General features: G+C 39.3%; 24 protein-coding genes. 10 read left to right on the top strand and 14 right to left on the bottom strand.

Going from position 1 to position 24,003, the window contains the following annotated elements; genetic code table 11:
- Nucleotides 1-9: 9 nt before the first annotated feature.
- Together Q0093_RS01705 and Q0093_RS01700 are read right to left on the bottom strand one after the other, a co-directional pair.
- Nucleotides 10-1,179 carry a hypothetical protein gene (locus Q0093_RS01705; protein WP_297928219.1) on the bottom strand — a complete coding sequence of 390 codons (1,170 nt, stop codon included), beginning with the start codon at nt 1,177-1,179 and terminating at the stop codon, nt 10-12.
- 297 nt (nt 1,180-1,476) lie between these two features.
- Nucleotides 1,477-2,661, bottom strand: coding sequence for a glycerate kinase (locus tag Q0093_RS01700; RefSeq protein ID WP_297928218.1), 1,185 nt, complete (start codon nt 2,659-2,661; stop codon nt 1,477-1,479).
- Nucleotides 2,662-2,975: 314 nt separating this feature from the next.
- Between Q0093_RS01700 and trpB the strand changes: the two genes are divergently transcribed.
- From trpB to trpA, 7 genes are read left to right on the top strand one after another with little or no spacing between them, the layout of a single operon-like run.
- Nucleotides 2,976-4,163, top strand: coding sequence for a tryptophan synthase subunit beta (gene trpB / locus Q0093_RS01695; RefSeq protein ID WP_297928217.1), 1,188 nt, complete (start codon nt 2,976-2,978; stop codon nt 4,161-4,163).
- An 8-nt stretch (nt 4,164-4,171) separates the two neighbouring features.
- The gene (locus Q0093_RS01690; RefSeq protein ID WP_297928216.1) at nt 4,172-5,578 is read left to right on the top strand and encodes an anthranilate synthase component I family protein; all 1,407 of its coding nucleotides are present in this window, start codon (nt 4,172-4,174) and stop codon (nt 5,576-5,578) included.
- Between the two features lie 5 nt (nt 5,579-5,583).
- Nucleotides 5,584-6,153 carry an aminodeoxychorismate/anthranilate synthase component II gene (locus Q0093_RS01685; protein WP_297928215.1) on the top strand — a complete coding sequence of 190 codons (570 nt, stop codon included), beginning with the start codon at nt 5,584-5,586 and terminating at the stop codon, nt 6,151-6,153.
- Between the two features lie 13 nt (nt 6,154-6,166).
- Nucleotides 6,167-7,162 carry an anthranilate phosphoribosyltransferase gene (gene trpD / locus Q0093_RS01680; protein ID WP_294176999.1) on the top strand — a complete coding sequence of 332 codons (996 nt, stop codon included), beginning with the start codon at nt 6,167-6,169 and terminating at the stop codon, nt 7,160-7,162.
- A 7-nt stretch (nt 7,163-7,169) separates the two neighbouring features.
- Nucleotides 7,170-7,967 (top strand): indole-3-glycerol phosphate synthase TrpC, encoded by a 798-nt coding sequence (gene trpC, locus Q0093_RS01675; RefSeq protein ID WP_297928214.1) that lies wholly within the window; start codon nt 7,170-7,172, stop codon nt 7,965-7,967.
- On the top strand, nt 7,957-8,565 hold the full coding sequence (locus tag Q0093_RS01670; RefSeq protein ID WP_297928213.1) for a phosphoribosylanthranilate isomerase: 609 nt from the start codon (nt 7,957-7,959) through the stop codon (nt 8,563-8,565). The genes trpC and Q0093_RS01670 overlap by 11 nt, the downstream gene beginning before the upstream one ends.
- The gene (trpA, locus tag Q0093_RS01665) at nt 8,562-9,335 is read left to right on the top strand and encodes a tryptophan synthase subunit alpha (RefSeq protein WP_297928212.1); all 774 of its coding nucleotides are present in this window, start codon (nt 8,562-8,564) and stop codon (nt 9,333-9,335) included. The genes Q0093_RS01670 and trpA overlap by 4 nt, the downstream gene beginning before the upstream one ends.
- Before the next feature lie 249 nt (nt 9,336-9,584).
- Here trpA and Q0093_RS01660 read toward each other — a convergent pair whose 3' ends face one another.
- From Q0093_RS01660 to typA, 4 genes are all read right to left on the bottom strand, one after another.
- On the bottom strand, nt 9,585-10,136 hold the full coding sequence (locus Q0093_RS01660; protein ID WP_297928211.1) for a cupin domain-containing protein: 552 nt from the start codon (nt 10,134-10,136) through the stop codon (nt 9,585-9,587).
- Between the two features lie 156 nt (nt 10,137-10,292).
- Nucleotides 10,293-10,859 carry a 6-carboxytetrahydropterin synthase gene (locus tag Q0093_RS01655; protein WP_297928210.1) on the bottom strand — a complete coding sequence of 189 codons (567 nt, stop codon included), beginning with the start codon at nt 10,857-10,859 and terminating at the stop codon, nt 10,293-10,295.
- Nucleotides 10,856-11,278 carry a Fur family transcriptional regulator gene (locus Q0093_RS01650; protein WP_297928209.1) on the bottom strand — a complete coding sequence of 141 codons (423 nt, stop codon included), beginning with the start codon at nt 11,276-11,278 and terminating at the stop codon, nt 10,856-10,858. The genes Q0093_RS01655 and Q0093_RS01650 overlap by 4 nt, the downstream gene beginning before the upstream one ends.
- 443 nt (nt 11,279-11,721) lie before the next feature.
- Nucleotides 11,722-13,518: a translational GTPase TypA gene (typA, locus tag Q0093_RS01645; protein WP_297928208.1), complete on the bottom strand. Its 1,797-nt coding sequence runs from the start codon at nt 13,516-13,518 to the stop codon at nt 11,722-11,724.
- A gap of 332 nt (nt 13,519-13,850) precedes the next feature.
- Between typA and rpsO the strand changes: the two genes are divergently transcribed.
- Nucleotides 13,851-14,120, top strand: a complete 270-nt coding sequence (gene rpsO / locus Q0093_RS01640; protein WP_009318702.1) for a 30S ribosomal protein S15 — start codon at nt 13,851-13,853, stop codon at nt 14,118-14,120.
- A gap of 101 nt (nt 14,121-14,221) precedes the next feature.
- Here rpsO and Q0093_RS01635 read toward each other — a convergent pair whose 3' ends face one another.
- The 3 genes from Q0093_RS01635 to Q0093_RS01625 are packed head-to-tail and all read right to left on the bottom strand — an operon-like array spanning nt 14,222 to nt 16,414.
- On the bottom strand, nt 14,222-14,731 hold the full coding sequence (locus tag Q0093_RS01635; RefSeq protein ID WP_294176990.1) for a ParB/RepB/Spo0J family partition protein: 510 nt from the start codon (nt 14,729-14,731) through the stop codon (nt 14,222-14,224).
- A 2-nt stretch (nt 14,732-14,733) separates the two neighbouring features.
- On the bottom strand, nt 14,734-16,023 hold the full coding sequence (locus Q0093_RS01630) for a DUF3440 domain-containing protein (protein WP_297928207.1): 1,290 nt from the start codon (nt 16,021-16,023) through the stop codon (nt 14,734-14,736).
- Nucleotides 15,995-16,414: a hypothetical protein gene (locus tag Q0093_RS01625; protein WP_297928206.1), complete on the bottom strand. Its 420-nt coding sequence runs from the start codon at nt 16,412-16,414 to the stop codon at nt 15,995-15,997. Before Q0093_RS01625 ends, Q0093_RS01630 begins: the two co-directional genes overlap by 29 nt.
- Before the next feature lie 658 nt (nt 16,415-17,072).
- Between Q0093_RS01625 and Q0093_RS01620 the strand changes: the two genes are divergently transcribed.
- Complete coding sequence (locus Q0093_RS01620) at nt 17,073-17,672, top strand: YqgE/AlgH family protein (RefSeq protein ID WP_294176985.1); 600 nt, start codon at nt 17,073-17,075, stop codon at nt 17,670-17,672.
- Here the strand turns inward: Q0093_RS01620 and Q0093_RS01615 are convergent.
- The 5 genes from Q0093_RS01615 to Q0093_RS01595 all read right to left on the bottom strand — a co-directional run bounded on the left by Q0093_RS01615 (nt 17,665) and on the right by Q0093_RS01595 (nt 23,194).
- A complete protein-coding gene (locus tag Q0093_RS01615; protein WP_297928205.1) occupies nt 17,665-18,186 on the bottom strand; it encodes a GNAT family N-acetyltransferase in 522 nt (173 codons plus the stop codon). The two genes, Q0093_RS01620 and Q0093_RS01615, sit on opposite strands and share 8 nt — an antisense overlap.
- A gap of 11 nt (nt 18,187-18,197) precedes the next feature.
- Entirely contained in the window at nt 18,198-18,947 is a 750-nt protein-coding gene (locus Q0093_RS01610; RefSeq protein WP_297928204.1) for a glycosyltransferase family 2 protein, read from the bottom strand.
- Nucleotides 18,948-18,957: 10 nt separating this feature from the next.
- Nucleotides 18,958-20,394, bottom strand: coding sequence for a radical SAM protein (locus tag Q0093_RS01605; protein ID WP_297928203.1), 1,437 nt, complete (start codon nt 20,392-20,394; stop codon nt 18,958-18,960).
- Between the two features lie 77 nt (nt 20,395-20,471).
- On the bottom strand, nt 20,472-21,095 hold the full coding sequence (gene recR, locus Q0093_RS01600) for a recombination mediator RecR (protein WP_297928202.1): 624 nt from the start codon (nt 21,093-21,095) through the stop codon (nt 20,472-20,474).
- A 116-nt stretch (nt 21,096-21,211) separates the two neighbouring features.
- The gene (locus Q0093_RS01595; RefSeq protein WP_297928201.1) at nt 21,212-23,194 is read right to left on the bottom strand and encodes a fructose-1,6-bisphosphatase; all 1,983 of its coding nucleotides are present in this window, start codon (nt 23,192-23,194) and stop codon (nt 21,212-21,214) included.
- 131 nt (nt 23,195-23,325) lie between these two features.
- On the opposite strand from Q0093_RS01595, the gene yihA reads away from it, so the two are divergent.
- Entirely contained in the window at nt 23,326-23,931 is a 606-nt protein-coding gene (gene yihA, locus Q0093_RS01590; protein ID WP_294176974.1) for a ribosome biogenesis GTP-binding protein YihA/YsxC, read from the top strand.
- Nucleotides 23,932-24,003: the final 72 nt, after the last annotated feature.

Below are 24,003 nucleotides of genomic sequence, written 5' to 3'. Positions count from 1 at the left end.
AGAATGACATTATAGGCTTTTAATAAATATTTGTTTGATATCAGATCCATTGATTCGGCAATGGATATGATATTCTCCGGGTTGTAGAACTGATAAGTCGAACTCTGTGTAGTGTACCCCTTCGTCCTGTTGCTGAGTGGCAGTTTGTTTTATGATTCTGAAACCAGAGTCGAAAATCGAGAATCTTACTGTTGCCGATTTTTTCAGTCTGTATTCTACTGTCAGCCGTTCTTTTATAGGTATGGGGTAAAGCTTGAAATAATCACAGATTTTTGTTAGTTCTTCCGGAATAATTTTTTCTTTGTTTTGCCATTCGTTTCGTTCTTTAGTTATGGATTTTATGATATTTCCGTTTCGGTCACGCCATTTTCCGTTGTACAGCGAGTCCGTTCCGGGATTGTTTTCATATTCTTCCAACATGGCATACCATTCTCTATCGTTTATGATGTCTTCGATGAGTTTTCCTTGAGATTCCGGAGAGTAGAGGAACGATACCTGCATGTGGTTCTGAGACGAATCTTTTTCTTGTCGGGTAGTGATACTTTCGAATACCGGATAACGGTATCCTCGTGCATACCATGCATATATGTCATGGAAAATACGAGTACTATCGTTTTCGGTTTTCAGTAGGCAGTTACGTCGGGTATGCACCCGCAATACCTGTTTGATTGTGTCACCCGGAGGAATAACAAGCATTCCCCATGCATCTGCTTTTATCCAGATATCTCCTTTGAGTTTTAACGGTATTTTCTGTGAATAGTATCCTGATGCCATAAAATGACCATGTATCGTGTCTCCATATTGAAAAGGATACTTAAGCCGGCATTCGGGGAAGGTGTAGTTCATTTGTAATGTCCGGTTTTTATAACGGTACATTTGTAAAGAATTATTTGTTTCTTTGTAGAAGTAAGATGTTTGGTGCTCTATACCGGTAAACAATGAAGAATCATCTTCGCTGTAATGATAATGCAGAAGATAATTGTCATTTATTTTGTTTGCCTGACTGAAATCCCAAAGGATTCTGTTACCTGATATACCCGGAGATTCAAAAGTGACTTGTTGTTTAATAAGAGTGTCATCGGGACGAGACTTGTTTTTATTTTCAGATATCACGGATTGTCCGAATATGGAAATGCCTGCCATTGTAAAAATGATAATCGAGGCAAACAGCTTTTTCATAAACTTATATATTTTGATTTCTTTTCTTTATATTTATGGTTATATTCTGATAATATATAGACAAATTAATTAATTAAAAAAAGACACATATATATTTTTTTTACCGAAATTTTTTTGTATATCTAAAAGCCTGTCTGCATCTTCTAATGCAACGATTTGCATATCCAGATTTTTTGATTCTTTTTTCGGTCAAAATTCCTGTTTTTGTATATTATGTAGTCTGCTTGCTCCTTGTCGGATATGAAAACATCTTTTAAAGAATGTCTGAGTAAAATTTAGACAGCTACCGAAAAGATATTATTTTGATTTTATGGGGTATTTTATTGGTATATAATTGGTTTTATCGAGTTTGATTTTAATAATTCGCATTACCTGTTCTGTGGTATTGGCAATATTGCAAAGTGTAAAATCTTTCTGCATGGCTTGTTTCAAAGTGACGGGATATGGGAGTATAGAGAGTGCCGCAAGAAATCCGGCATCTATGAGTTCTTTCATATTTTCCACACAGCCGCCTAAAGCGATGACGGGAATGTGGTGTTTTCGGGCGGCAGCGAGGATTCCCGAAGCTGTTTTTCCCATAATGGTTCGCCGGTCGAGCTTTCCTTCTCCGGTAATGATCAAATCTGATCCGGCAATGAGTTTATCAAAACCGATTGTTTCGAGTACCGTTTCTATTCCCGGTTTTAACTGGGCGTGAAAAAATGCAAGGCATGCTGCTCCCATTCCTCCTGCAGCTCCTGCCCCCGAAACTTTACTGATATTTATGCCTTTCTCTTGTTCGATTATATGGGAGAAATTTCTTAACCCTTTATCAAGCAAACGTACTTGTTCACGGTCGGCTCCTTTTTGAGGAGCATATACGTAGGCCGCACCGTTAGGGCCGAAAAGCGGATTGTTTACATCGCATATTATTGTGAACCGGCAATCTTTCAGTTCCGGTAATACTCCAGACTCATCGATGGAGGCGATCCGAGTTAATATTTTTCCTCCATATTCTAAGATTGTGCCGTTTTCGTCTCTGAACCGAATTCCGAGAGCTTGCAACATTCCTGTGCCGGCATCATTGGTCGCACTGCCGCCTATGCCGAGTAGGATATTCCGACATCCGTGCCGGATAGCATTTTTGATCAGTTCTCCTGTTCCGAATGTCGTTGCCTCCATCGGGTTACGTTTTTCTTTAGGTATCAGTGCAAGACCGTTGGCTGCCGCCGTTTCTATAACGGCTGTTTTCCCATCTCCCGATAAGATGTAGCCGGCATTGATCATTTCCATTTGGGAATTATGTACGGAACATATTATTTGTTTTCCTTTTAATTGTTGTAGTAATGTTTCGGACAATCCCTCTCCACCGTCAGAAACGGTCAGGCAGATGACTTCACATTCCGGAAATACACGGAGTATTCCCTCTCTTGCGCTTTGGGCGACTTCGGCAGAAGATACCGAACCTTTGAAAGAGTCGGATGCTATGACTATTTTCTTCATAAAGATGTATTAGCTTACAGATCGAATGAAAAAGTACGGTCTTTATTTTGAAAAAACAAATTATTTAAAAATTTTCCTCGAATATTTGTTTTTTCAAATTCATTCTATACATTTGCACCCAACAAACAGAGTAAAATGTAAAGATGAATACTATTTTAGTAAATACATATTGGTGGCAATTCTTACAACTCCCGTAGTCGTGAGAAGCAACCTTATGTAATTAAAGATATACCGCATAAAGAGGTTTGCCAACACGGCAAACCTCTTTTTTTATATCCTGAAAACAGATAGTGAAAACGAAAAAGTAAGACAATATGAAAAATTATCAAGTAAATGACGATGGTTATTACGGAGAATTTGGTGGGGCGTATGTTCCTGAGATTCTTTATGGATGTGTAGAGGAGTTGAGGAAGAACTATCTTTCCATTATTCAAAGCGAGTCATTCAAAAACGAGTTTGACGGTTTGTTGCGTGACTATGTCGGTCGTCCCTCACCTCTTTATCTTGCTACTCGTCTATCCGAGCGGTATGGTTGTCGCATCTATCTTAAACGAGAAGATCTTAACCATACCGGAGCACATAAGATCAATAATACTATAGGACAGATCTTGATTGCCAAACGAATGGGTAAGAGACGTATTATTGCTGAGACCGGAGCGGGACAACACGGTGTCGCGACGGCTACGGTTTGCGCTCTTATGAATATGGAGTGTGTTGTTTATATGGGAAAGACCGATGTCGAGCGGCAGCATATTAATGTTCAGAAAATGGAAATGCTCGGTGCTACGGTTTGCCCGGTAACATCAGGAAATATGACGCTAAAAGATGCTACGAATGAGGCGATACGAGACTGGTGCTGTCATCCTTCGGATACCTATTATATAATCGGATCTACAGTAGGACCGCATCCTTATCCCGATATGGTAGCCCGTTTGCAATCGGTAATTAGCGAAGAGATACGGAAACAACTCTCTTTGCGAGAAGGACGAGATTATCCTGATTATCTTATTGCTTGTGTCGGTGGCGGCAGTAATGCTGCCGGAACGATTTATCATTATGTTAATGACGATCGGGTAAAAATCGTTCTCGCAGAGGCCGGAGGAAAGGGTATCGATACCGGTATGTCCGCTGCTACTATACAACTCGGCAGAATCGGAATTATTCATGGCAGTAAAACTCTCGTTATGCAAAGCAAAGACGGGCAGATAGAAGAACCCTATTCTATTTCTGCCGGACTCGATTATCCCGGTATCGGACCTATACATGCAAATTTGGCGACAAATAAACGTGCAACGGTTTTGGCTATAAATGATGATGAGGCATTAAACGCCGCATTTGAGTTGACAAGACTTGAAGGCATTATTCCGGCACTTGAATCGGCACATGCTTTGGGAGCTCTCGGAAAACTTCGTTTCCGTCCTGAGGATGTGGTCGTACTTACCGTTTCGGGCAGAGGGGATAAAGATATGGAAACTTATATTCGTGAAATGAAAAATAAATGAAAAGTCAGATGAAAACATTCGATTATACAACACGAAGTAAAAAAGTATTAGGTGATCTGCATACGCCTGTAAGTATCTATCTTAAAGTTCGTGATATTTATCCTCAGTCGGCACTTATGGAAAGTTCCGACTATCATGCAGGGGAAAACAGCCTTTCGTTTATAGCTCTCTGTCCGTTGGCGAGTATCGGGGTAAACAGCGGAGTTTGTACAATGACATTTCCCGATGGATGCAGAGAAAAGAGGATGATCGATGAATCATTTACCGTAGAAAAGGCTATAAACGGTTTTATCTCCCGATTCAGAGTATCCGGTGACGAGAGCCGGGTATGTGGGTTATATGGTTACACGACATTCAACGCTGTGAAATATTTCGAGAATATTCCCGTAAAAGAGAGCCATGATGAATGCAATGATGCTCCGGATCTGCTTTATATTCTTTATAAACAGGTGATTGTATTTAACCATTTTAAAAATGAATTGACTTTGGTTGAGATGCTTTCTGAAGGAGAGAGCTCTACTCTTAACGAACTGGAGTCGGTTATCGAAAATAGAAATTTCGCTTCATATAATTTTTTTCTTACCGCGCCCGTATATAGCACTGTTACCGATGAACAACACAAGGCTAACGTGCGTAAAGGTATAGAGCATTGTTTGCGTGGCGATGTTTTTCAAATTGTTCTTTCCCGTCGTTTTATCCAGCCTTTTTCGGGTGATGACTTTAAGGTGTATAGAGCGTTGCGTTCTATCAATCCGTCTCCTTATTTGTTTTATTTCGATTTCGGAGGGTATCGTATATTCGGGTCTTCACCCGAAACGCATTGTAAGATAGAAAACGGTAAGGCGTACATAGATCCTATTGCCGGAACGACTCGACGTACGGGAGATATTTGCAAAGACAGGGAGCTTACCGAAACGCTTCTTGCAGATCCGAAAGAGAATGCCGAACATGTGATGCTGGTCGATCTGGCAAGAAATGATCTCAGTCGGAATTGTCATGATGTGAATGTTCTGTTTTATAAAGAACCTCAGTATTATAGCCATGTGATACATCTCGTTTCCAGAGTGTGCGGACAGCTTGATTCGGATGCTAATCCGGTCGGAACGTTTATTGATACTTTCCCGGCGGGAACTCTTTCCGGAGCTCCTAAAGTACGGGCTATGCAACTGATTTCTGAGATAGAGCCTCATAATCGGGGGGCTTATGGCGGCTGTATCGGGTTTATCGGATTCAGCGGAGATCTTAATCAAGCGATAACGATACGTACTTTTGTGAGCCGTAATCATGAATTATGGTATCAGGCAGGAGGCGGAATTGTAGCACATAGTAAAGAAGAGAATGAATTGCAAGAAGTGAATAATAAATTGGGAGCTTTGAAAAAAGCCATCGATATGGCGGTAACCTTGAAAAATTAGAAGATATGAAAAAAATATTGATATTTGACAATTATGACTCGTTTACTTATAATTTGTTGCATCTGGTACGCGAGTTGGGAGAAACTGATGTCGAGGTGTGTCGAAATGATAAAATTACACTTGACGAAATAGGACGTTTCGATAAAATTATACTTTCGCCCGGTCCCGGTATTCCGGAAGAAGCGGGGTTGCTGTTGCCATTGATACGGCGTTATGCTTCTTCTAAAAGCATTTTAGGGGTTTGTCTCGGTCATCAGGCTATCGGTGAAGCTTTCGGAGCGGTATTGGAAAATCTGAAAGAGGTGTATCATGGAGTGCAGACTTCTGTGGGAATTATTACGGACGACTCGCTTTTTACGGGATTGCCCCGAGAAATACAAGTAGGTCGTTATCATTCTTGGGTAGTCAGTCCTGACGGATTTCCGGCAGAACTTGAGATCACTGCCAGAGATGCTTCCGGACAGATCATGGCACTTCGACACAGAAAATATGATGTACGTGGCATACAATTTCATCCCGAATCGGTGTTGACACCTGAAGGGCATACGATTATTCGCAATTTTCTTTATCATTAAAATAAAAACGGAAATGAAGCAGATTCTATATAAGTTGTTCGAACATCGGTATCTTGGGAGAACCGAAGCTCGGGATATACTCCAAAATATCGCGCAGGGTAAATACAATGATGCACAGATAGCTTCTTTGATTACTGTATTCCTAATGCGGAACATCTCAGTCGAGGAACTGACAGGATTTCGGGATGCTTTACTCGAAATGCGTATTCCGGTCGATCTTTCCGAATATGCTCCTATCGATATAGTCGGTACCGGAGGTGACGGAAAAAACACGTTCAATATTTCTACTGCGGCATGTTTTGTCGTAGCGGGGGCTGGTTATCCCGTTGTGAAACATGGGAATTACGGAGCTACTTCGGTAAGCGGGGCAAGTAATGTTATGGAGCAGCACGGTGTGAAATTTACTTCTGATATAACCCGGCTTCGGAAAAGCATGGATATGTGTAATATTGCCTATTTGCACGCACCTCTTTTCAATTCTGCCATGAAAGCAGTTGCTCCTATTCGTAAAGCTTTGGGCGTACGCACGTTTTTCAATATGCTCGGTCCACTGGTCAATCCGGTCTTGCCGAAATATCAGTTGCTCGGAGTTTATAATTTGCCGCTGTTGCGTCTTTACAGTTATGTCTTTCAGGAGAGCGATACTCGTTTTGCCGTAGTGCATGGTCTCGATGGATACGATGAAATTTCATTAACGGGAGAGTTTAAGGTTGCGACTTCTACTACCGAAATGATCTATACTCCTGAAAGTATAGGTTTTAACCGTTATTGTGAGCAAGATCTCGATGGGGGGAAATCTCCCGAGGAAGCTGCTCGCATATTTGATCGTGTATTGCAAGGTAAAGCTACTCCGGCGCAAACCGATTGTGTGATTGCTAATGCGGCATTTGCTATTCGGGTAATTGAGCCGGAAAAATCGCTGACAGACTGTATTGCCTTAGCTCGTGAATCTATGGAAAGCGGAAGAGCATTAAAGACATTGAAGATGTTTGTTGAACTTAATTCTTGATTCGAAGATGAATATTCTGGATAAAATAGTTGCAGACAAACGAATTGAAGTGCAGCGACATAAAGAAGCCTATACTGTGGATATGCTTTTGGAAAGCGAACGAATGATGCGCAGTACTGTTTCCCTGAGTCGTGCGTTGTTGGAATCTTCTTCGGGAATAATAGCTGAGTTTAAACGTCGTTCTCCCTCAAAAGGTTGGATACATCGTGATGCTGATGTCGAAAGTGTTGTGCTTGATTATCAACAGGGTGGAGCATCTGCATCTTCTATATTGACAGATTACCCTTATTTTGGCGGAACGGTTGCCGATTTGTGTAAAGTCAGGAAAAGCATTGATATACCTCTTTTGCGTAAAGAGTTTGTAATCGATGAATACCAGATCTATCAAGCAAAAGCGATAGGTGCGGATGCCGTGTTGCTCATCGCTGCAGTACTCGATCGGAAGACTTGTCGTCGTTTTACCGATTTGGCTCACAGCCTCGGAATGGAAGTATTGCTCGAGTTGCATGAAAAAAAAGAGCTCGACTATTTAGATACTGGAGCTGATATGATAGGAATTAACAATCGTGATTTGACGACCTTTGAAACTCGGGTGGAACACTCATTCGATATGGTTAGACATTTGCCTTCGGATAAAATCTGCATATCGGAAAGCGGGATTTCCTCCCCCGATACGGTTAGAGCCTTGCGTCGGGTGGGGTTCAGAGGATTTTTAATGGGAGAGAATTTTATGAAGGAGGTTCGACCCGGTGCAGCCTTGAGTCGGTTTGTGAAGCAATTAAACGGTGAAGAAGATGTTGGTTAAAGTATGTGGTATGCGTGATGGAGAAAATATTCGGTTGGTGGAGAATCTGTCGGTCGATCTCATGGGTTTTATTTTTTATCCCCGTTCTCCTCGTTATGTAAATTCTTTACCTGAGTACCTTCCACGATCTACAGGACGAGTAGGGGTTTTTGTAAATGAAGAATTGCGTGTGATCGAAGATACGATAATCCGATATGGACTTACACATGTACAATTGCATGGGTGTGAAACTCCCTCTGCGTGTGAGGTATTAAGACGACGAGGAATGCATGTGATTAAAGCCTTTTCCGTATCTGTTCCAGAAGATTTGATGGTTACCGGGAGATATGACGGGTGTTGTGATTTTTTCTTGTTCGATACTTCTACGTCCGGCTATGGCGGTTCGGGATGTTCGTTCGATTGGGGGATATTGCAACATTATACAGGAAATGTCCCTTTTCTTATAGCTGGAGGTATAGGAGAAAATGATGCAGAGAGAGTTTTGAATTTCAGGCATCCGCAATTTGCAGGGGTGGATTTGAACAGCCGTTTTGAAGTTTCTCCCGGAATAAAAAATATAGAAAAATTAGACCGAATTATAACAAAATTAAAGAGATGAATCGAATACAACAATTGTTTGGCCGTAAAGAAAAAAATATTCTTTCGGTTTATTTTACAGCCGGATATCCGACTCTTGATACTACTTGTGAAATTATCGAGGAACTACAACGTCAGGAAGTCGATATGGTAGAAATAGGAATTCCTTTTTCTGATCCTATGGCCGATGGAGTAGTGATTCAGAATGCGGCTGCAAAGGCTTTGCAGAACGGTATGTCATTGAGTAAACTCTTCGGACAGCTTCGAAATATCCGTTCCGAAGTCGATATTCCGTTAATCTTGATGGGGTATCTTAATCCTATAATGCAATATGGTTTTGAGAACTTTTGTCGAAGTTGTCATGAAGTAGGAGTAGATGGAGTAATAATCCCGGACTTGCCGTTCAAAGATTATCTTGAAGAGTATAAGCCTGTAGCAGATCGTTATGATCTGAATGTAATAATGCTTATTACCCCTGAAACTTCCGAAGAACGTATCCGATTTATCGACCGGAATACAGAAGGATTTATCTATATGGTATCTTCTGCGGCGACGACCGGTGCGCAGCAGTCGTTCGATGAAGCTAAGCAGGAATATTTCCGTCGTATAGCTGCGATGAATCTTCGTAATCCTCGCCTGATAGGATTCGGTATATCTAACCGGGAAACATTTGATTCAGCTTGTCGGAATGCCTCCGGCGCGATTATCGGTAGTCAGTTCGTTAAGTTGCTTGCACAGGAGTCTCCTGCAAAAGCCGTTTCTCGATTATTGGAGATGATCGGAAGAGAATAGTTTAAGAACCTATCTAAATTTTCTGATGAGAAATATTTGTTTTATATTATTACTGACCGGAAAATTTAGACAGGTTTGAAAAATGTGAAAATTTAAAGACATGAGTAAACCTGTGACTAAGGGAAGTCAAGATTTGCTCTGTTTTTTTCGTGGACAAAGTAAAGAGACTAGACTCAAAAATCTAATTTAAGATAATCTCTTATAAAGATAATATCTCTTTGTCGTTATATACAATTGGACTATACTGTATCAGTGGTGATGTTCTGCCTCCATCGCTTCGGTTTGTGTTTTGTGAACTGTACCGTGCGGATGCTCGATAGGAGCGTAGATCGAATAAAGTTTGATAGCTGTGTTACCGGTATTGACCAGATTATGCCATTTGCCGGCAGGTATGAATATTGCGTGATCAGCTTTCACCTCTTGTACAAAATCAAGTTTGTCCTGCGTGTTACCCATCATTACTCGTCCCTCTCCTTGCTCGATACGGAGGAATTGGTCAATATCGGAATGTAGCTCGAGACCAATATCTCCGCCGACGGGAATGCTCATCAAAGTTACTTGCAAGTTTGAGCCTGTCCATAGGGCTGTACGGAAGTTGTCGTTACCTTCGGTATAGGCTTCGATATCTAACACAATCGGTGCTTTTCCATAATCTTTTAATACGACTTCGGGCGTATTTTCCACTTGAATTTTATCTGTCGCGTTTTCGGCTACTGTATTATTTTTTTGTTTGCAGGAAACCAATATTGTAAGGGTAGCTGTCAGTATTCCTGTACGTAAAAGGTGTATGTTCATATTCATATAAAATAGTAGTTTGAGTATATGAGGCTTAAGAGTCTGTTTGAATTAATTTCTTGCAATGGGATAATTCGTATCGGTCTTTCGGATTTGTTTTTTAACAAGGAGATACTTGAAAACGGTATCTCCTTCTTGTTGTGAGGTACTCCTTCGAAACGTTTACGGTTTCTTATATCCGCACTTGGGACATACGCCCTTTTCATTGAGTGAAATACCACATAATGGGCAACGGTCAATGTCGTTTTTGGTTTCAAACTCGGCCGAAGCTGCGTTCACACCACTAGTAAAGGTAATTTTGGCGATGTTGAGTTTATCCTTGAGCAGATCGTACACGATCTTGATCATGCCTTCTACGGTCATTGTTTCCTTAGTCACTACCAGACGACAGTTGGGATAGGCTGTAGCGAGTGCGGTCTTGAAGGCTTCACCTTTCATTTTGTTTTGTGGATGGCCGTTTTTTATACCTTGTTTCTCATACACGTTGAGAATAGCCGGCAATAACGGGTCGTCTTCGCGGAGAACAAGAGCATGGTCGAAGTTTTTCAGCACGTCCCAAGCTACTTTCTGGATTTCGTTACAAGGGTAAACCATGTTTACTCCTTCATTTACGGTATCTTCTACCTCGATAGTCAAAACGCCGGTGTGGCCGTGAAGGTACTGAGCTTCGCCTTGGAAACCGTAGAATCTGTGTGCATACTGCAAATCGAATGTTGTGATGCTTCTCATTTCAATTCATTTTTAGTTGTTAAACATTTATTGAGTGTAATCTGTACTTGTATTTTATCTATGTCAGTTGAAGCTATATTATGTGCTTCTAAGTATTGCTGTATCAGGTGTGTCAATTCTTGGTCTTCGTAGTCCATGATCTGTTCGCCTTCGAATATGTGATGGTGTTCGTGAACCGTAATGTCGTAATAGCATTTACCCGTTTCGGGATGGCATACTAGAGACAGCAGATTGGCTTTACAAAAAGAGTCTAGAATACGATATACCGTAGAAAGTGTGATTTCTTTGTCTTTCGACTGCACATGAGAAATAATCAACTCGATAGGAGCGTGTTGTAACTCTATCATGGACTCATATACCGTTTTGCGCTGAGGGGTCGATTTTAACCCTGCTTCTCGTATTTTATCCGTAGTGTTCATTTCGTTTTTATTTTGCGACAAAAATAATGCAAATAATTTTTAATTGCAAATAATTTGCAATTAAAAATTATTCCTAACTTGATCTTTTTTTTGATCTGTTTTCCGTTCCTGCCCTGTTACGTCACTCATCGGAAAAGAAAAACATTTTCGAAAAAATCTTAAAAAAAGGTTTGTGCAAAGTTTAGTCAGGCTTTATAATGTTTCGATATTTATGAAGATTGCAGATGCGATGGGGCAAATATAAAAAGGGGCTGTCCAAAAAGTTGGAAAGTTCAAATTTAAACTTTCAATTTAAAAACTGATAGACTTCGATTATAAAAAGAATACCACTTTCACCTATGAAAATTAGGTGTAAAGTGGCATTCTTTATTTATTTTGTTACAATCTGTAACTTTTACCAATTCAGTTTTGACTTTTTGGACAGACTCTTTTTATTAAATACGTTATTTATTGCTTCGTTTACGTTCCGTCTCATCTAAAATAATTTTTCGGAGACGAATGTGGTGCGGAGTAACCTCTACATATTCATCTTCTTTGATGTATTCGAGAGCTTCTTCGAGGCTAAATACGACAGGAGGAATAATTTTTGCTTTATCATCAGCTCCTGAAGCACGCATATTGGTGAGCTTTTTCGATTTAGTTACGTTCACTACGATGTCACCCTCTTTGGCATTCTCACCCACAACCTGCCCTGCATATACTTCTTCTTGCGGAAAGATGAAAAATTTGCCTCGATCTTGCAGTTTATCTATTGCGTAAGCATAAGCAGTTCCTGATTCCATAGCAATCAGCGATCCGTTTGTACGGCGGTCAATATCGCCTTTCCATGGTTGATATTCAAGAAAACGATGAGCCATGATCGCTTCACCGGCCGAAGCGGTCAACACATTGTTCCGAAGGCCGATGATACCGCGAGACGGGATTGAAAATTCCATGTGTATGCGGTCTCCTTGATTATCCATGCTTAGAAGATCTCCTTTGCGACGTGTTACCATATCTATGATCTTACTGGAATACTCTTCAGGTACATTAACGGTTAATTGTTCTACCGGTTCGCATTTTACACCGTCGATTTCGCGGATGATTACTTGTGGTTGACCTACTTGCAGTTCGTAACCTTCACGACGCATGGTTTCGATTAAAATAGATAAATGGAGAACTCCACGTCCATAAACAGTCCATACTCCATCCTCAGGAGCTTTTTCTACACGTAAAGCAAGATTCCTGTCCAGCTCTTTTTCAAGTCGTTCGGCAATATGTCTGGATGTGACGAATTTACCGTCTTTACCGAAGAACGGAGAGTCGTTATTGGTAAATGTCATCGACATGGTCGGTTCGTCGATGGCGATTCGTTTCAATGGTTCCGGATTTTGAATATCGGCGATCGTATCTCCGATCTCGAACCCTTCGATACCGATCAGAGCGCAAATTTCACCTGATTGGGCAGATTGAACTTTGGTACGTCCCAATCCTTCGAAAATATGTAATTCCTTAATTCGTTGCTTTGAAATAGAACCGTCTTTTTTACATAAAGCAACATCTTGTCCTTCGCGTACCTCTCCTCGATGCACTCGTCCTATAGCAATACGACCTACATAGGACGAGTAGTCTAAAGATGTTATCAGAAGTTGGGGTGTTCCTTCTAAATAAGCTGGTTCGGGAATATTCTCGATAATGGCATCTAATAAGGGAGTGATGTCTTCTGTCCGGTTTTTCCAATCAGTTGACATCCAATTTTGTTTTGCAGATCCGTAAATTGTCGGGAAATCGAGCTGTTCTTCTGTAGCATCGAGACTGAACATCAGGTCGAATACCATTTCCTGCACTTCATCAGGACGGCAGTTCGGTTTATCCACCTTATTGATTACTACGATAGGTTTCAAGCCCATTTGTATTGCTTTCTGCAATACGAAGCGGGTTTGAGGCATCGGGCCTTCAAAAGCATCTACGAGCAATAGACAGCCGTCGGCCATATTCAATACCCGTTCGACTTCTCCTCCGAAATCGGCATGTCCCGGAGTATCTATAATATTTATCTTATAATCTTTATATCGTATCGATACGTTCTTGGAAAGGATCGTAATTCCTCGTTCACGTTCCAGATCGTTATTGTCGAGTATTAACTCGCCGGAGTTTTGATTCTCGCGAAATAGTTGTCCGGCCAAAAGCATTTTGTCGACCAGAGTTGTTTTCCCGTGGTCAACATGTGCAATGATAGCAATGTTTCTGATTTTTTGCATATAATCTATTTTGAGTGGCGCAAAGGTACGACAAAAATTTTTATGATGTTTCTCTTTAATTTAAGTTTTCTTCCTTTGTCATTAATATTTAATATTCTGATCCTTTTCATGAAAAGATTTTTTCATGTTTTTAGAGCCTATCTGAATTTTGCGGGAATTATAGAAGAATATGCGGCAAAGAGTTAAACAAAACTAAAATGGGAGATACCAGAATCTTTTCAGAATAAAAAGCATTCGTATATTTAAAAAAGCTTACAAAAGTATGGTAAATCAAAAATGAATTTATACCTTTGCCCCCTCAAAGAATTTATTAACAACAAAATCGCAGAAAAATGTATTTAACTTCTGAGAAAAAAAGAGAAATCTTTGAGAAATACGGAAAGTCTAATACTGATACTGGCTCACCTGAAGCGCAGATAGCATTATTTTCATACCGTATTGCTCATTTGACTGAACATTTAAAGTCAAATCACAAAGATTATAGTACTGAAAGAGCTCTTAGAATGTTGGTTGGTAAACGTCGTCGTTTACTTGACTATTTAGTAAAAGTCGATATCGAACGGTATCGTGCCATTATTAAAGAGCTTGGCATTAGAAAGTAAGGAATTGCTTCAGCCAAAAAACGGCTATCCGTATTTACGGATAGCCGTTTTTTGTATTTTTTATCTGATTAAAAACTTGATGGTTAAAGGGTTAGCTATTTTTAATCTTTTGCCAGACTGAATTCTTTATCGGCGAATAGTTCTGCCAATCCCGAAATTTGCTTTAAACGCAGTAACTCATCTTTGTCCATTCCTATGTTTTTTTGTATCCAACTATCTGACATACCGGCCTTTACAAGTTCCGATACAATATTACTCATTAGCTCAATATTGTGAGTTCCTCTTGCTCGGTTATGGCGTATTGTAGAAGCCATTCGGTTAGATAGATCTTTTTCTATTACGACAACCGGTAATTTCCCTTCTTCTCGTTCATAAATTCGTTTCGAGGTTTTCATTACCTGATATCGGTGATATCCATCTACCAATTCATAAATGTCCTGTTCGGGGATATAATAACATACACAGGGCATTGTGTACCCGTCTTCCCAGATTGAAACTTCCAGAAGTTTCATTTCTGGAGGAGCGACGATATTCGGATTGTAGCTATTGGCTACGATCTTTTCGATCGGAACGGACAAAACTTTATATACGGGACTTTGATATTTTTCCATAATTAAAATAAGGATTGGTATTTTTTCATGACACTTTCCCTTAATTCTTTTTCGTGTTTATTTGGGGAGAAGCCCATGTACTTGCAACAATGGTCGTTTTTCAAAATACAAACACAAATGCGCTTGAAAGTCGGAATCTCTTTAAATTCAGGAATATCGATGTCATCGAGATAATCCATTCTCACGGGTTTTTTCGAAGTTTTGTAGTTGCTTTTTTCTCCGACAGTGATCGAGATGCCGGCATCTTCCAACTTCTTTATTGTTTCATTAGCAAGACAGCCGCCTTTATTTTTCCAAAAAGCTACGCTTACCGATAGTTTTTCAAGATAATTGTTTCTTGTCTCTTCGGGAAGTGTACTTAGTAAAAATTTCATATAATCTGCCCATGTCATATTCTTAGGCAATTTTATAGACTGCCATCCTAAAGCCGTTGTACCGCCATATATCCCCGCAAATCCGACTCCGTTTACTCGGTTTATCATACGTCCCCACATGTCAGGATCGATGGCTCGATATAATTTTAAGCTCCCGATTGCTTGAGAAAGAAAAGGACTGGCTACACGTTGTTTCTCCAAAGAGACGCCGGCTTGGTAATACAAATCATAGAGATGGTTATAATCCCATTTGAATTTTCCGTTTGCAGTCCATACATCTGTTGTCTGCCAATCATAGATCGGATATGCGTTGTAGATGTATTCTCCACACCGTCTTGTCCATTTCAGACCTCTATATTTTTGATAATTTTTTGAGCTGTATATTGTTCGCCAACGGTTATAGCTTTCTTGAGTTCGTATTCCGACAAGACAGCAAGTACGTTGCGCTTTTTTTTGGATGTGCAACCAGTGGGCGAATTTGTATTGGAACTCATAGTCCCACATGTCTTCTGTGTAAAATGGAAAATCTTCTTTTCGGTAACAACCTTCAGGCATCTCACGTACCCAGATGTCTTGGCATGCATTGTCCCACGGTCGCCAGAATTGTTGGTACATAGAGGTGCAGGTTATAACTTTGAACGGTACGCAGACCCGGTAAATATCCAGAATATCCGCATTAGATTTGAATACTCGTTCTACGTACTCTATTGTTTCCTGATATTGTACCTCATAGTCCATATGAAAGACCGTCAGTTTCCGATCGAGCTTGTGTTTCCGGATGTAGTCGATGCAGAGATTTAACAATACCCCGCTATCTTTCCCTCCAGAAAAGGAAACATAGACATTATCAAATCCGGAAAAGATTTTTTCCAGTCGTTCTTGGGTCATATCATATACATTCTTTCGGATTGTTCTCATCTCCTTTCCATTCCATTTTTACATAAAGTTTCCATTCTTTGACAGGAGAAAAACCTTTCTCCTGAAATATATTTACGTGTCGGGTATGCGTAACGGAATATATCGGATAATCTTCTCCGAAGGTAGCTACGACTTTGTCTATCATTTGGGAAAGCAATTTTGCATTATCTCCCGAAATATAGTAGTTGTCTATCGTGACGTTGTGAGCTTTAATTTCGACTGGAATAAATCCTTGAACGGTGTTATTTTCGGTCGTGACAAACCAGATGTGGTGTATTGAAGTTTTAAAAGGATAATTGTTGTTTTGTCTCAAGATTCCCGGACTCATAACCAGAGGGGCGACAAGCTTATACAATTGGGGATCGGTTCCTGAAAATTTTTCTATCTTCATAAAAACAAACTTTTAAATCCTATGTGATGCCCGATGAATTATAAAAATCATCAATACTTATTAATGTGATCTCCTCTTTTTAAATCTTGTTTTAACTAAAAATATACTTGAATAAAGCATTGTATTTTTAGTGATAATTCTACTTTATGGTAATAAATATTAGCAATTTGTTATCTTTTATGCATATAAAAAATAAATGTGGGAAATCATATTCACAAAATTATAAAATTAATTTCTGATTTACACGAGATTTTGATTCATAACTGATTTTTTTTACCTTATTTTTAAGATAAATAAACTTTGGTGAGTATGTGAATAATTGTAAAGTTTTAACTTTAACAGCGAAATTTGAGAGTTTTTTCGGAGGTGTTTTGTCCTTTTTACGAGAAAGATAGCGAGCTATCAGACGAATGAAAACAGGAAAAAAGACCGGAAGAAAACGCAAAGATGACCTGATAGTGCTTTTTTATTGGAAAATTTATACAAGCTCTTAAAGTCGGATTATGATTTGTTCATGATTTCGGTTTTATTTTTGTTCCTTTTTATTTGCTTTTTCCTGTTTTGAAGTTTATAATAACAGATTTGAAAATATTTGTTTCAGAAGTATTTGGATATATCAAATAGTTTTTTTACTTTAGATTATTAATTGATAATACGGATGAGATTAGGAACGGAAATATTTCAGGTGAACCGTAGTTTGAAAGATCCTTATACCGGTTGTTTATTGGTTTCAGAACCTTGCCTGAATGAGGTATATTTCCAACGGTCGGTTATTCTCTTGGTTGATCATGACCCGTTGATCGGAAGCATGGGATTGGTTCTTAACAAGTCATCCAATCTAATGTTGAATACCGTAATCGAAGGTTTGGAAAATGTTCCGGAGATTCCTGTCTTTTGCGGAGGGCCTATGGAAAGCGATCATTTGTTTTATATACATACGTTGGGACGATTAGTACCCGGATCGATAGAAATAGCTGAAGGTTTATATATCGGAGGTGATATAGATGTGATATTGTCTTATATAAGAAGTGGAAATACCGTAGAAGGACATATAAAATTCTTTTTAGGGTATAGCGGTTGGGAGGCCGGACAATTGAAAGATGAAATTGCCAATATTTTTTGGATCGTATCCGAAAAAGTATCGCCATTATTTTGTATTTGCGGTGATGGAGAACAGAGTTGGCGTAAAGCTGTCGTAGATTTAGGGGAAGATTATAAATCATGGCTCAAATATCCTCGTTTGCCTATTCTCAATTGATTCGTTGCATGACTACTACGTTTTTATATCCGTTGTTTGTTTTTATCCATTCATTGAAAAGTCCGCAAGATTTAAATCCGTTTGCTGAAAAGAGTTTCAGACAGTTCTCATTATCTTGAAGAATATGGGCATAAAGTTGGTGCAGATGCAAAAAACCGAAAGCGTATGAACACATTAGTTGCAAAGCTTCTCTACCGAAACCTTTCCTTTGATGATCCGGTGCTATGAGAATACCTACCGCACCTCTTTCATGATGTGGGTCGAGCTCGAACAAATCTACCATTCCGATCGTTTCGTTTGTTTTTTTCAAAGTAATCATCATTCGTAGTTGTCGGGTCTGATAAATATCGTAACAACTGTTTTGAATATATTCACGAAGAGTAAATTTTGAGAATGGAGCTAATGTACATCCATGTACCCATAGAGAAGAGTCGTTTTCCCATTGATATAAAATGTCGAGATCTTCGGGTTCGATAGCTCGTAAATAAATATTTATTCCGGATAGGTATGACATAATCTTTCAGGTTAAAAGTAACGATGATGTTTTTTATAAAAATAGAAAAGCGCTCGAATATGTCGGCATGCTAATTTTGAAAAAATTTTTCGGTTGGTTACCCGTTTCCAATGATGAACAATTGAAAACTGAGGTAGATAAATGATTTTGAAACCATTATTTCGTACTCGTATACAGAAATCTGCATCTTCTGGTCCGTAAAAAATATTTTCATCTAAGAAACCTGTCATATCGAGTGCTTCACGACGGATCATTTGACAAGCTCCAATTAAATATTCCGGCTCATATTCCGATGTGTGAAAAGTCCCTTTATTTTTTTTTTGTATAAAAGTGTGAAGAATATTTTTGAATTTTATGCCGAGTCCCGGATATTCCTTGTCGCTTTTTTGAATTTCTTTTTGAGTATTCGTCAGTTTACAGCCGCAGATTCCCGTTTCGGGATGAAAGTCCATATAAGCAACCATGCCGTATATTGCATTCTCGTTAGCGATAGTGTCATCGTCGAGGAGCAAAATATATTTGCCCGATGCCTTTTCTATTCCTCGGTTACGGGCGTATGCTATACCTCGGTTATAGGGAAGTATGACAGTCTGTATTTGAGGATAGTTTTCCTCAACATATTGTGATGCGCCGTCTGTTGATCCGTTATCTACCCAGATAATCTCGATATCTTCTTTCTGCAGTGTATATGAAAGAGATGAAAGGCACTCTTTAAGATATACCAAAGAATTCCAAGATATGAGGATTATCGATAACTGCATAGATGTATTATTACCCGAATAACTTTATTTTTAATGCTTTTAGAGCGTATGAAAATTCTTTGACCGACGTGAAACGCTTGAGTTGCGTCGAAATAAAATAGTATGAAAAGAAATATTTCAAATTGCTTCGGAACAATATCTTTTCCATTTCATGAGATGAGAGATGAGGATAATTTAATATTGACTCTCGTTGAACATCGGTAGGGATATATTCCCCACCCTTGATCCACCCGTTTTCTTTTGCCATGGCATAAAATTCTGTGCCGGGGAAAGGAGATACGATATTGAACATGATCTGATCGACTTTTAGCTTTTTTGCCCGCCGTAAAGTATCTTGAAGGGTTTCTTTAGTTTCTAACGGACTTGTTCCGATTAGAATATTCAGTTTTACGGGAACGTTATATTTTTTTAGATACCCGATTGCGTCATATATCTGTTTTTGTGTAATTCCTTTTTTAATGAATTTGAGAATATCTTCGTTGAATGATTCTACACCTAAATCGACATATTTGCATCCCGACATACCTAAAGCTCGGGCTATTGTGTCGGTAATTGCATCTACGCGGGCCTGACATCCCCATGAGAAGCCATATTTACGCATGATATTGCAGATTGCCAGTGTCCTTTCTTCATTCCAGATGAAATTGTCATCCATGAAGCCGATGGCAGTATATCCTTGTTCGTGCAATATCTTCATCTCTTTTTCGATACTCTCTATTGATCGGAAAGAGATGAAAGGTTTCTTTTTAAATTCCCGGCGGTTCTCTATTTCCCGAGCGAAAGTTAATGAACTCGGAACACAATAAATACACTGATAAGGACAATTACGTGAGGTAATGGCAGTAGTATAAGGCGATATTTTTAATTTGGGATTATGATAATCCCGGTCTGCAATATGATGACGTGCCGGAAAAGGCAAGGAATCCAAATCTTTTAATAACAGGTGAAATTTGTTATGTATGATTTTCCCGTTTTCCATGTATGAAATGCCTTCGGTTTGTTTCCAGTCGGTTTTGTCTCGTAAAGCATTCGTCCACTCTTTTACGATAACTTCCGGTTCACCTCTGACGATGACGACTTTTTCATCTGTAAAAAAGCGATCTGTAAAATAAGTAGGTCCAGGACCCATAAACACGACAAATGCGTTCGGTCGATATTTCCGGATCAGGGATAGTGCGATCAAATCGTTCTCTATTGACAGATTTACAGTCCAGATATAATAAATATCGCTGTCGTCTTCTTTAAGAAACTTTTCGAATTTTTTTCGTGAAGTTCTATAATAAACAAAATCCTTATATATAGGAGTATATCCTTCTTCTTCCAATACTGCGACAACGGTCAATTCGTATATATTCGGTGCGGCATATACGATACGGGTACATCCCGCAGTTCGTTCAGCTGGTTTATTGTGGTTTAATACAGGCGGAACTAAGAATGTTAATTTCATGGACCTTAATTTAGCGATAAATTCAATATATATAAACGGAGCATTATCAACATTTCGTATATTTATATACGGTTTTTTTATGGTTTGAATGTTTCATTGAACGGCATTCTGTTAATAATAGATCTGCCGAGAGTGATTTCGTCGGTATATTCCAGCTCGTCGCCAACCGATACACCCCGTGCTAAAATAGAGATTTTTATATTGTAAGGAGCAAGTTTTCTGAAAATATAAAAATTAGTCGTATCTCCTTCCATTGTAGCGCTGAGGGCAAGAATGATCTCTTGTATATCACCTTGCGATGCCCGTTTTACCAGACTGTCTATTTCCAGATCGGAAGGACCGATCCCGTCCATAGGGGAAATGACTCCGCCTAAAACGTGATACCGACCCTTAAATTGACGAGTATTTTCGATTACCATCACTTCTTTGATGTTTTCTACGACACAAATGATAGAATCGTCCCGGTTAGGATCGGAACATAAAGAGCAGGTATCTGAGTCGGAAATGTTATGACATACGTGACAATACTTGATCTCTTTGCGGAGCTTTATAATGGCATTTCCGAAATTTTCCACTAAAGGCTCTTCTTGTCGGAGAAGATGTAACACTAACCGCAAAGCGGTTTTTCGTCCGATACCCGGTAATTTGGCAAACTCATTTACCGCATTTTCAAGTAATGCGGAAGAGTAAGGTTGATTCATCTGAATGCTATTTTTGTGTTTGTCGGATTCTCTATGAATAATGCAATTTTTGTGATAACTGCAGTAAAAACAGACTCAAAAGAGACTCGATACTAAAAATATTTTTTGTTACGAAATTAAGATTTTTCTTTGATAAAGCCGTTACGGTAAGCGATCAATAATTTTTTCAGATCTTTTATTTGGGTTTCGAGCTCTCTTCCTATGTCGGTATCACGTACCATCATTCGTTGGGAACTCAGTTCGAGGATAAAACTGGTTGAAATAATATCGATACCTTCTTCTATTGCTTTTTGTGCCGACTGAAAGGGCTCGTGTTGTGTCAGTTGTAATCCTCGCGAGTGAAAAATCAACGTATAGCCTGCGATTCCGGTTTCCGGTTGGTAAGCTTTTGAAAATCCACCGTCGATTACCAGTAGTTTTCCGCCGGCTTTTACCGGTTTTTCTCCTTTGATCGTTTTTACCGGAACATGTCCGTTGATAATATGGGAATGAATGTCATTTATTCCGAATTCTTTCAGTATCATGTCGCAGACACGCTCTTCATTTCTTAATGTATAATAATATCCCTTTTTCTCTTTCCAAAGCTCTTTATCATTGGTGAAGTAGCGTTCGAACGTCGCCATTTTGTCTTTGTCGAATGGAGGCGCATCCTCTCCGCACCAGAGATACCACATATAATCCCGTGCAAATTTTTTCTCTTCAGAACCCTCTTCATCAAAATAGGCGACTCGTATTATCTGGTCTATCCGGTCGAGCAATGCCTTTCCTTTATATTTTTTGTCTCGTATTGTTATCTCTTTAAAAGATCCATCGGCATTCAACGGTATAGAGGCATGATACAGCAGATTAGAGTTGCGTACCAGATATATGCTTCCGTAAGAAAACAGACATCGCATGTGTTTTCTCAGTTTTTCGCTGTTGACAAAAGAGTAACGTAATCGACGCATCAGTTCTTGCTCTTCATCGGTAAGTTTATAAGGATTTTTAGGATCGATAGTCGGGAAATAAGTGTCCGTTAAAGGATATTCTTTTCCATTCAGAATCAATTTCCCCTGTTTATAGTCGATCTTGTCGAGCAACAGTCGATTATCCATATTATATTCAGGATGAGCTTTGATAAGCTGAGCCTCCAGTTTAAACTGTATGATCGTGATTGCTTTATGCATCTGAGCGATCAGTTTTTGGGTCTTTTCGCTATGTACGTTATCTGTTCCTACTTTAGGCATGAAAAGCGAGCAAGGGTCATCTTTATAACGTTCTATGGCGAATGTTGCCAATGGCAGCAGATTTATTCCGTACCCGTCTTCGATCGTAGTCAGGTTTCCATAACGCATTGCCATTCTTACGACGTTGGCGATACAGCACATGTTACCCGATGCAGCCCCCATCCATAATATGTCGTGATTACCCCATTGTATATCGAAATTATGATAATTACATAATGTATCCATGATAATATGAGCCCCCGGTCCTCGATCATATATGTCGCCTACGATATGCAATGTGTCTATCGTGAGTCGTTGTATAAGGTTGCACATGGCGATGATAAAACAATCAGCTCGCCCTGTCGATATGATAGACGAGATGATACCGTTCACATAAGCCTGTTTGTTCGGGTCTATCTGCGATTCATGCAGCAATTCCTGTAAAATATAGGAAAATTCTGTAGGGAGAGCCTTCCTTACTTTCGATCGAGTATATTTCGAAGAAACATTTTGACATACTCTGATAAGTTGATGAAGCGTGATTTTGTACCAATCTTCCATATCCGGTTCATGGGATTTTATCAGCTCCAACTTATGATCGGGGTAATAGATGAGTGTACATAACTCTTTTTTTTCGCTCTCTCGAAGAGTTTGCCCGAAAATTTCGTCGACTTTACGACGTACTGTTCCTGATGCATTTTTCAGAACATGTTGGAAAGCTTCATATTCTCCGTGTATGTCTGTCAAGAAATGCTCTGTTCCTTTTGGTAAATTCAGAATCGCTTCCAGATTGATGATCTCGGTACATGCGTCCGATATGGTCGGGAATTGTTTTGAAAGCAGTTGTAAATATCGCAGGTCTTGCAATGCGGTCTCTACAGATATATTGTTCATAGAATCATAATTTTCCATGTAAAGCAATAGGTTTAGTAATTCAAAAATAGCCTTTTTTTTAGATCCGGGCAAGATTATCGGCAGATAATAGCTATATTTGTCATAATAACTGTCGATTAACAAAAATGATTATGGAGATAAAAAGTGCACGTTTTATAATAAGTAATACTGATGTAACGAAGTGTCCTTCGGGAAATTTACCGGAATATGCCTTTATCGGTCGTTCTAATGTAGGAAAATCATCGTTGATCAACATGCTTACCAATAAAAAGGGGCTGGCGATGACTTCCTCTATGCCCGGTAAAACGCAGCTTATCAACCATTTTCTGATCAATGATGCTTGGTATCTGGTTGATCTTCCGGGATACGGATATGCACAACGCGGTAAAGAAGGGAGAGAAAAAATACGCAGCATTATAGAGAGTTATATCCTGAACCGTTATGAGATGACTTGTCTGTTTGTTTTGATAGACTGCCGACATGAACCGCAGAAAATCGATGTCGAGTTTTTAGAATGGCTCGGAGAGAACGAAATACCCTTTTGCATAGTATTTACTAAAGCCGATAAATTAGGACCTGTACGCTTTAAGGAGAATGTTGAGGCTTATAAGAAACGTTTGCTTGAAGATTGGGAAGAACTTCCTCCGGTATTTTATACTTCTTCGGAGAAAAAGCAAGGAAGAACGGAATTACTCGATTATATCGGGAGTATAAACGATTCGCTGGAGAACAGTTAAGGTGTTGTCTGCAGGCTCTTAAACTGCTTCTAAATTACGTTAAATAATATATTGTCATGAAAAGAAATGATA

It is taken from the genome of uncultured Coprobacter sp. (genome assembly GCF_947855755.1).
Classification (GTDB): Bacteria; Bacteroidota; Bacteroidia; order Bacteroidales; family Coprobacteraceae; genus Coprobacter.
Note: the sequence above shows the minus strand (reverse complement) of the source record. Positions and strands in the feature narration are given on the sequence as shown.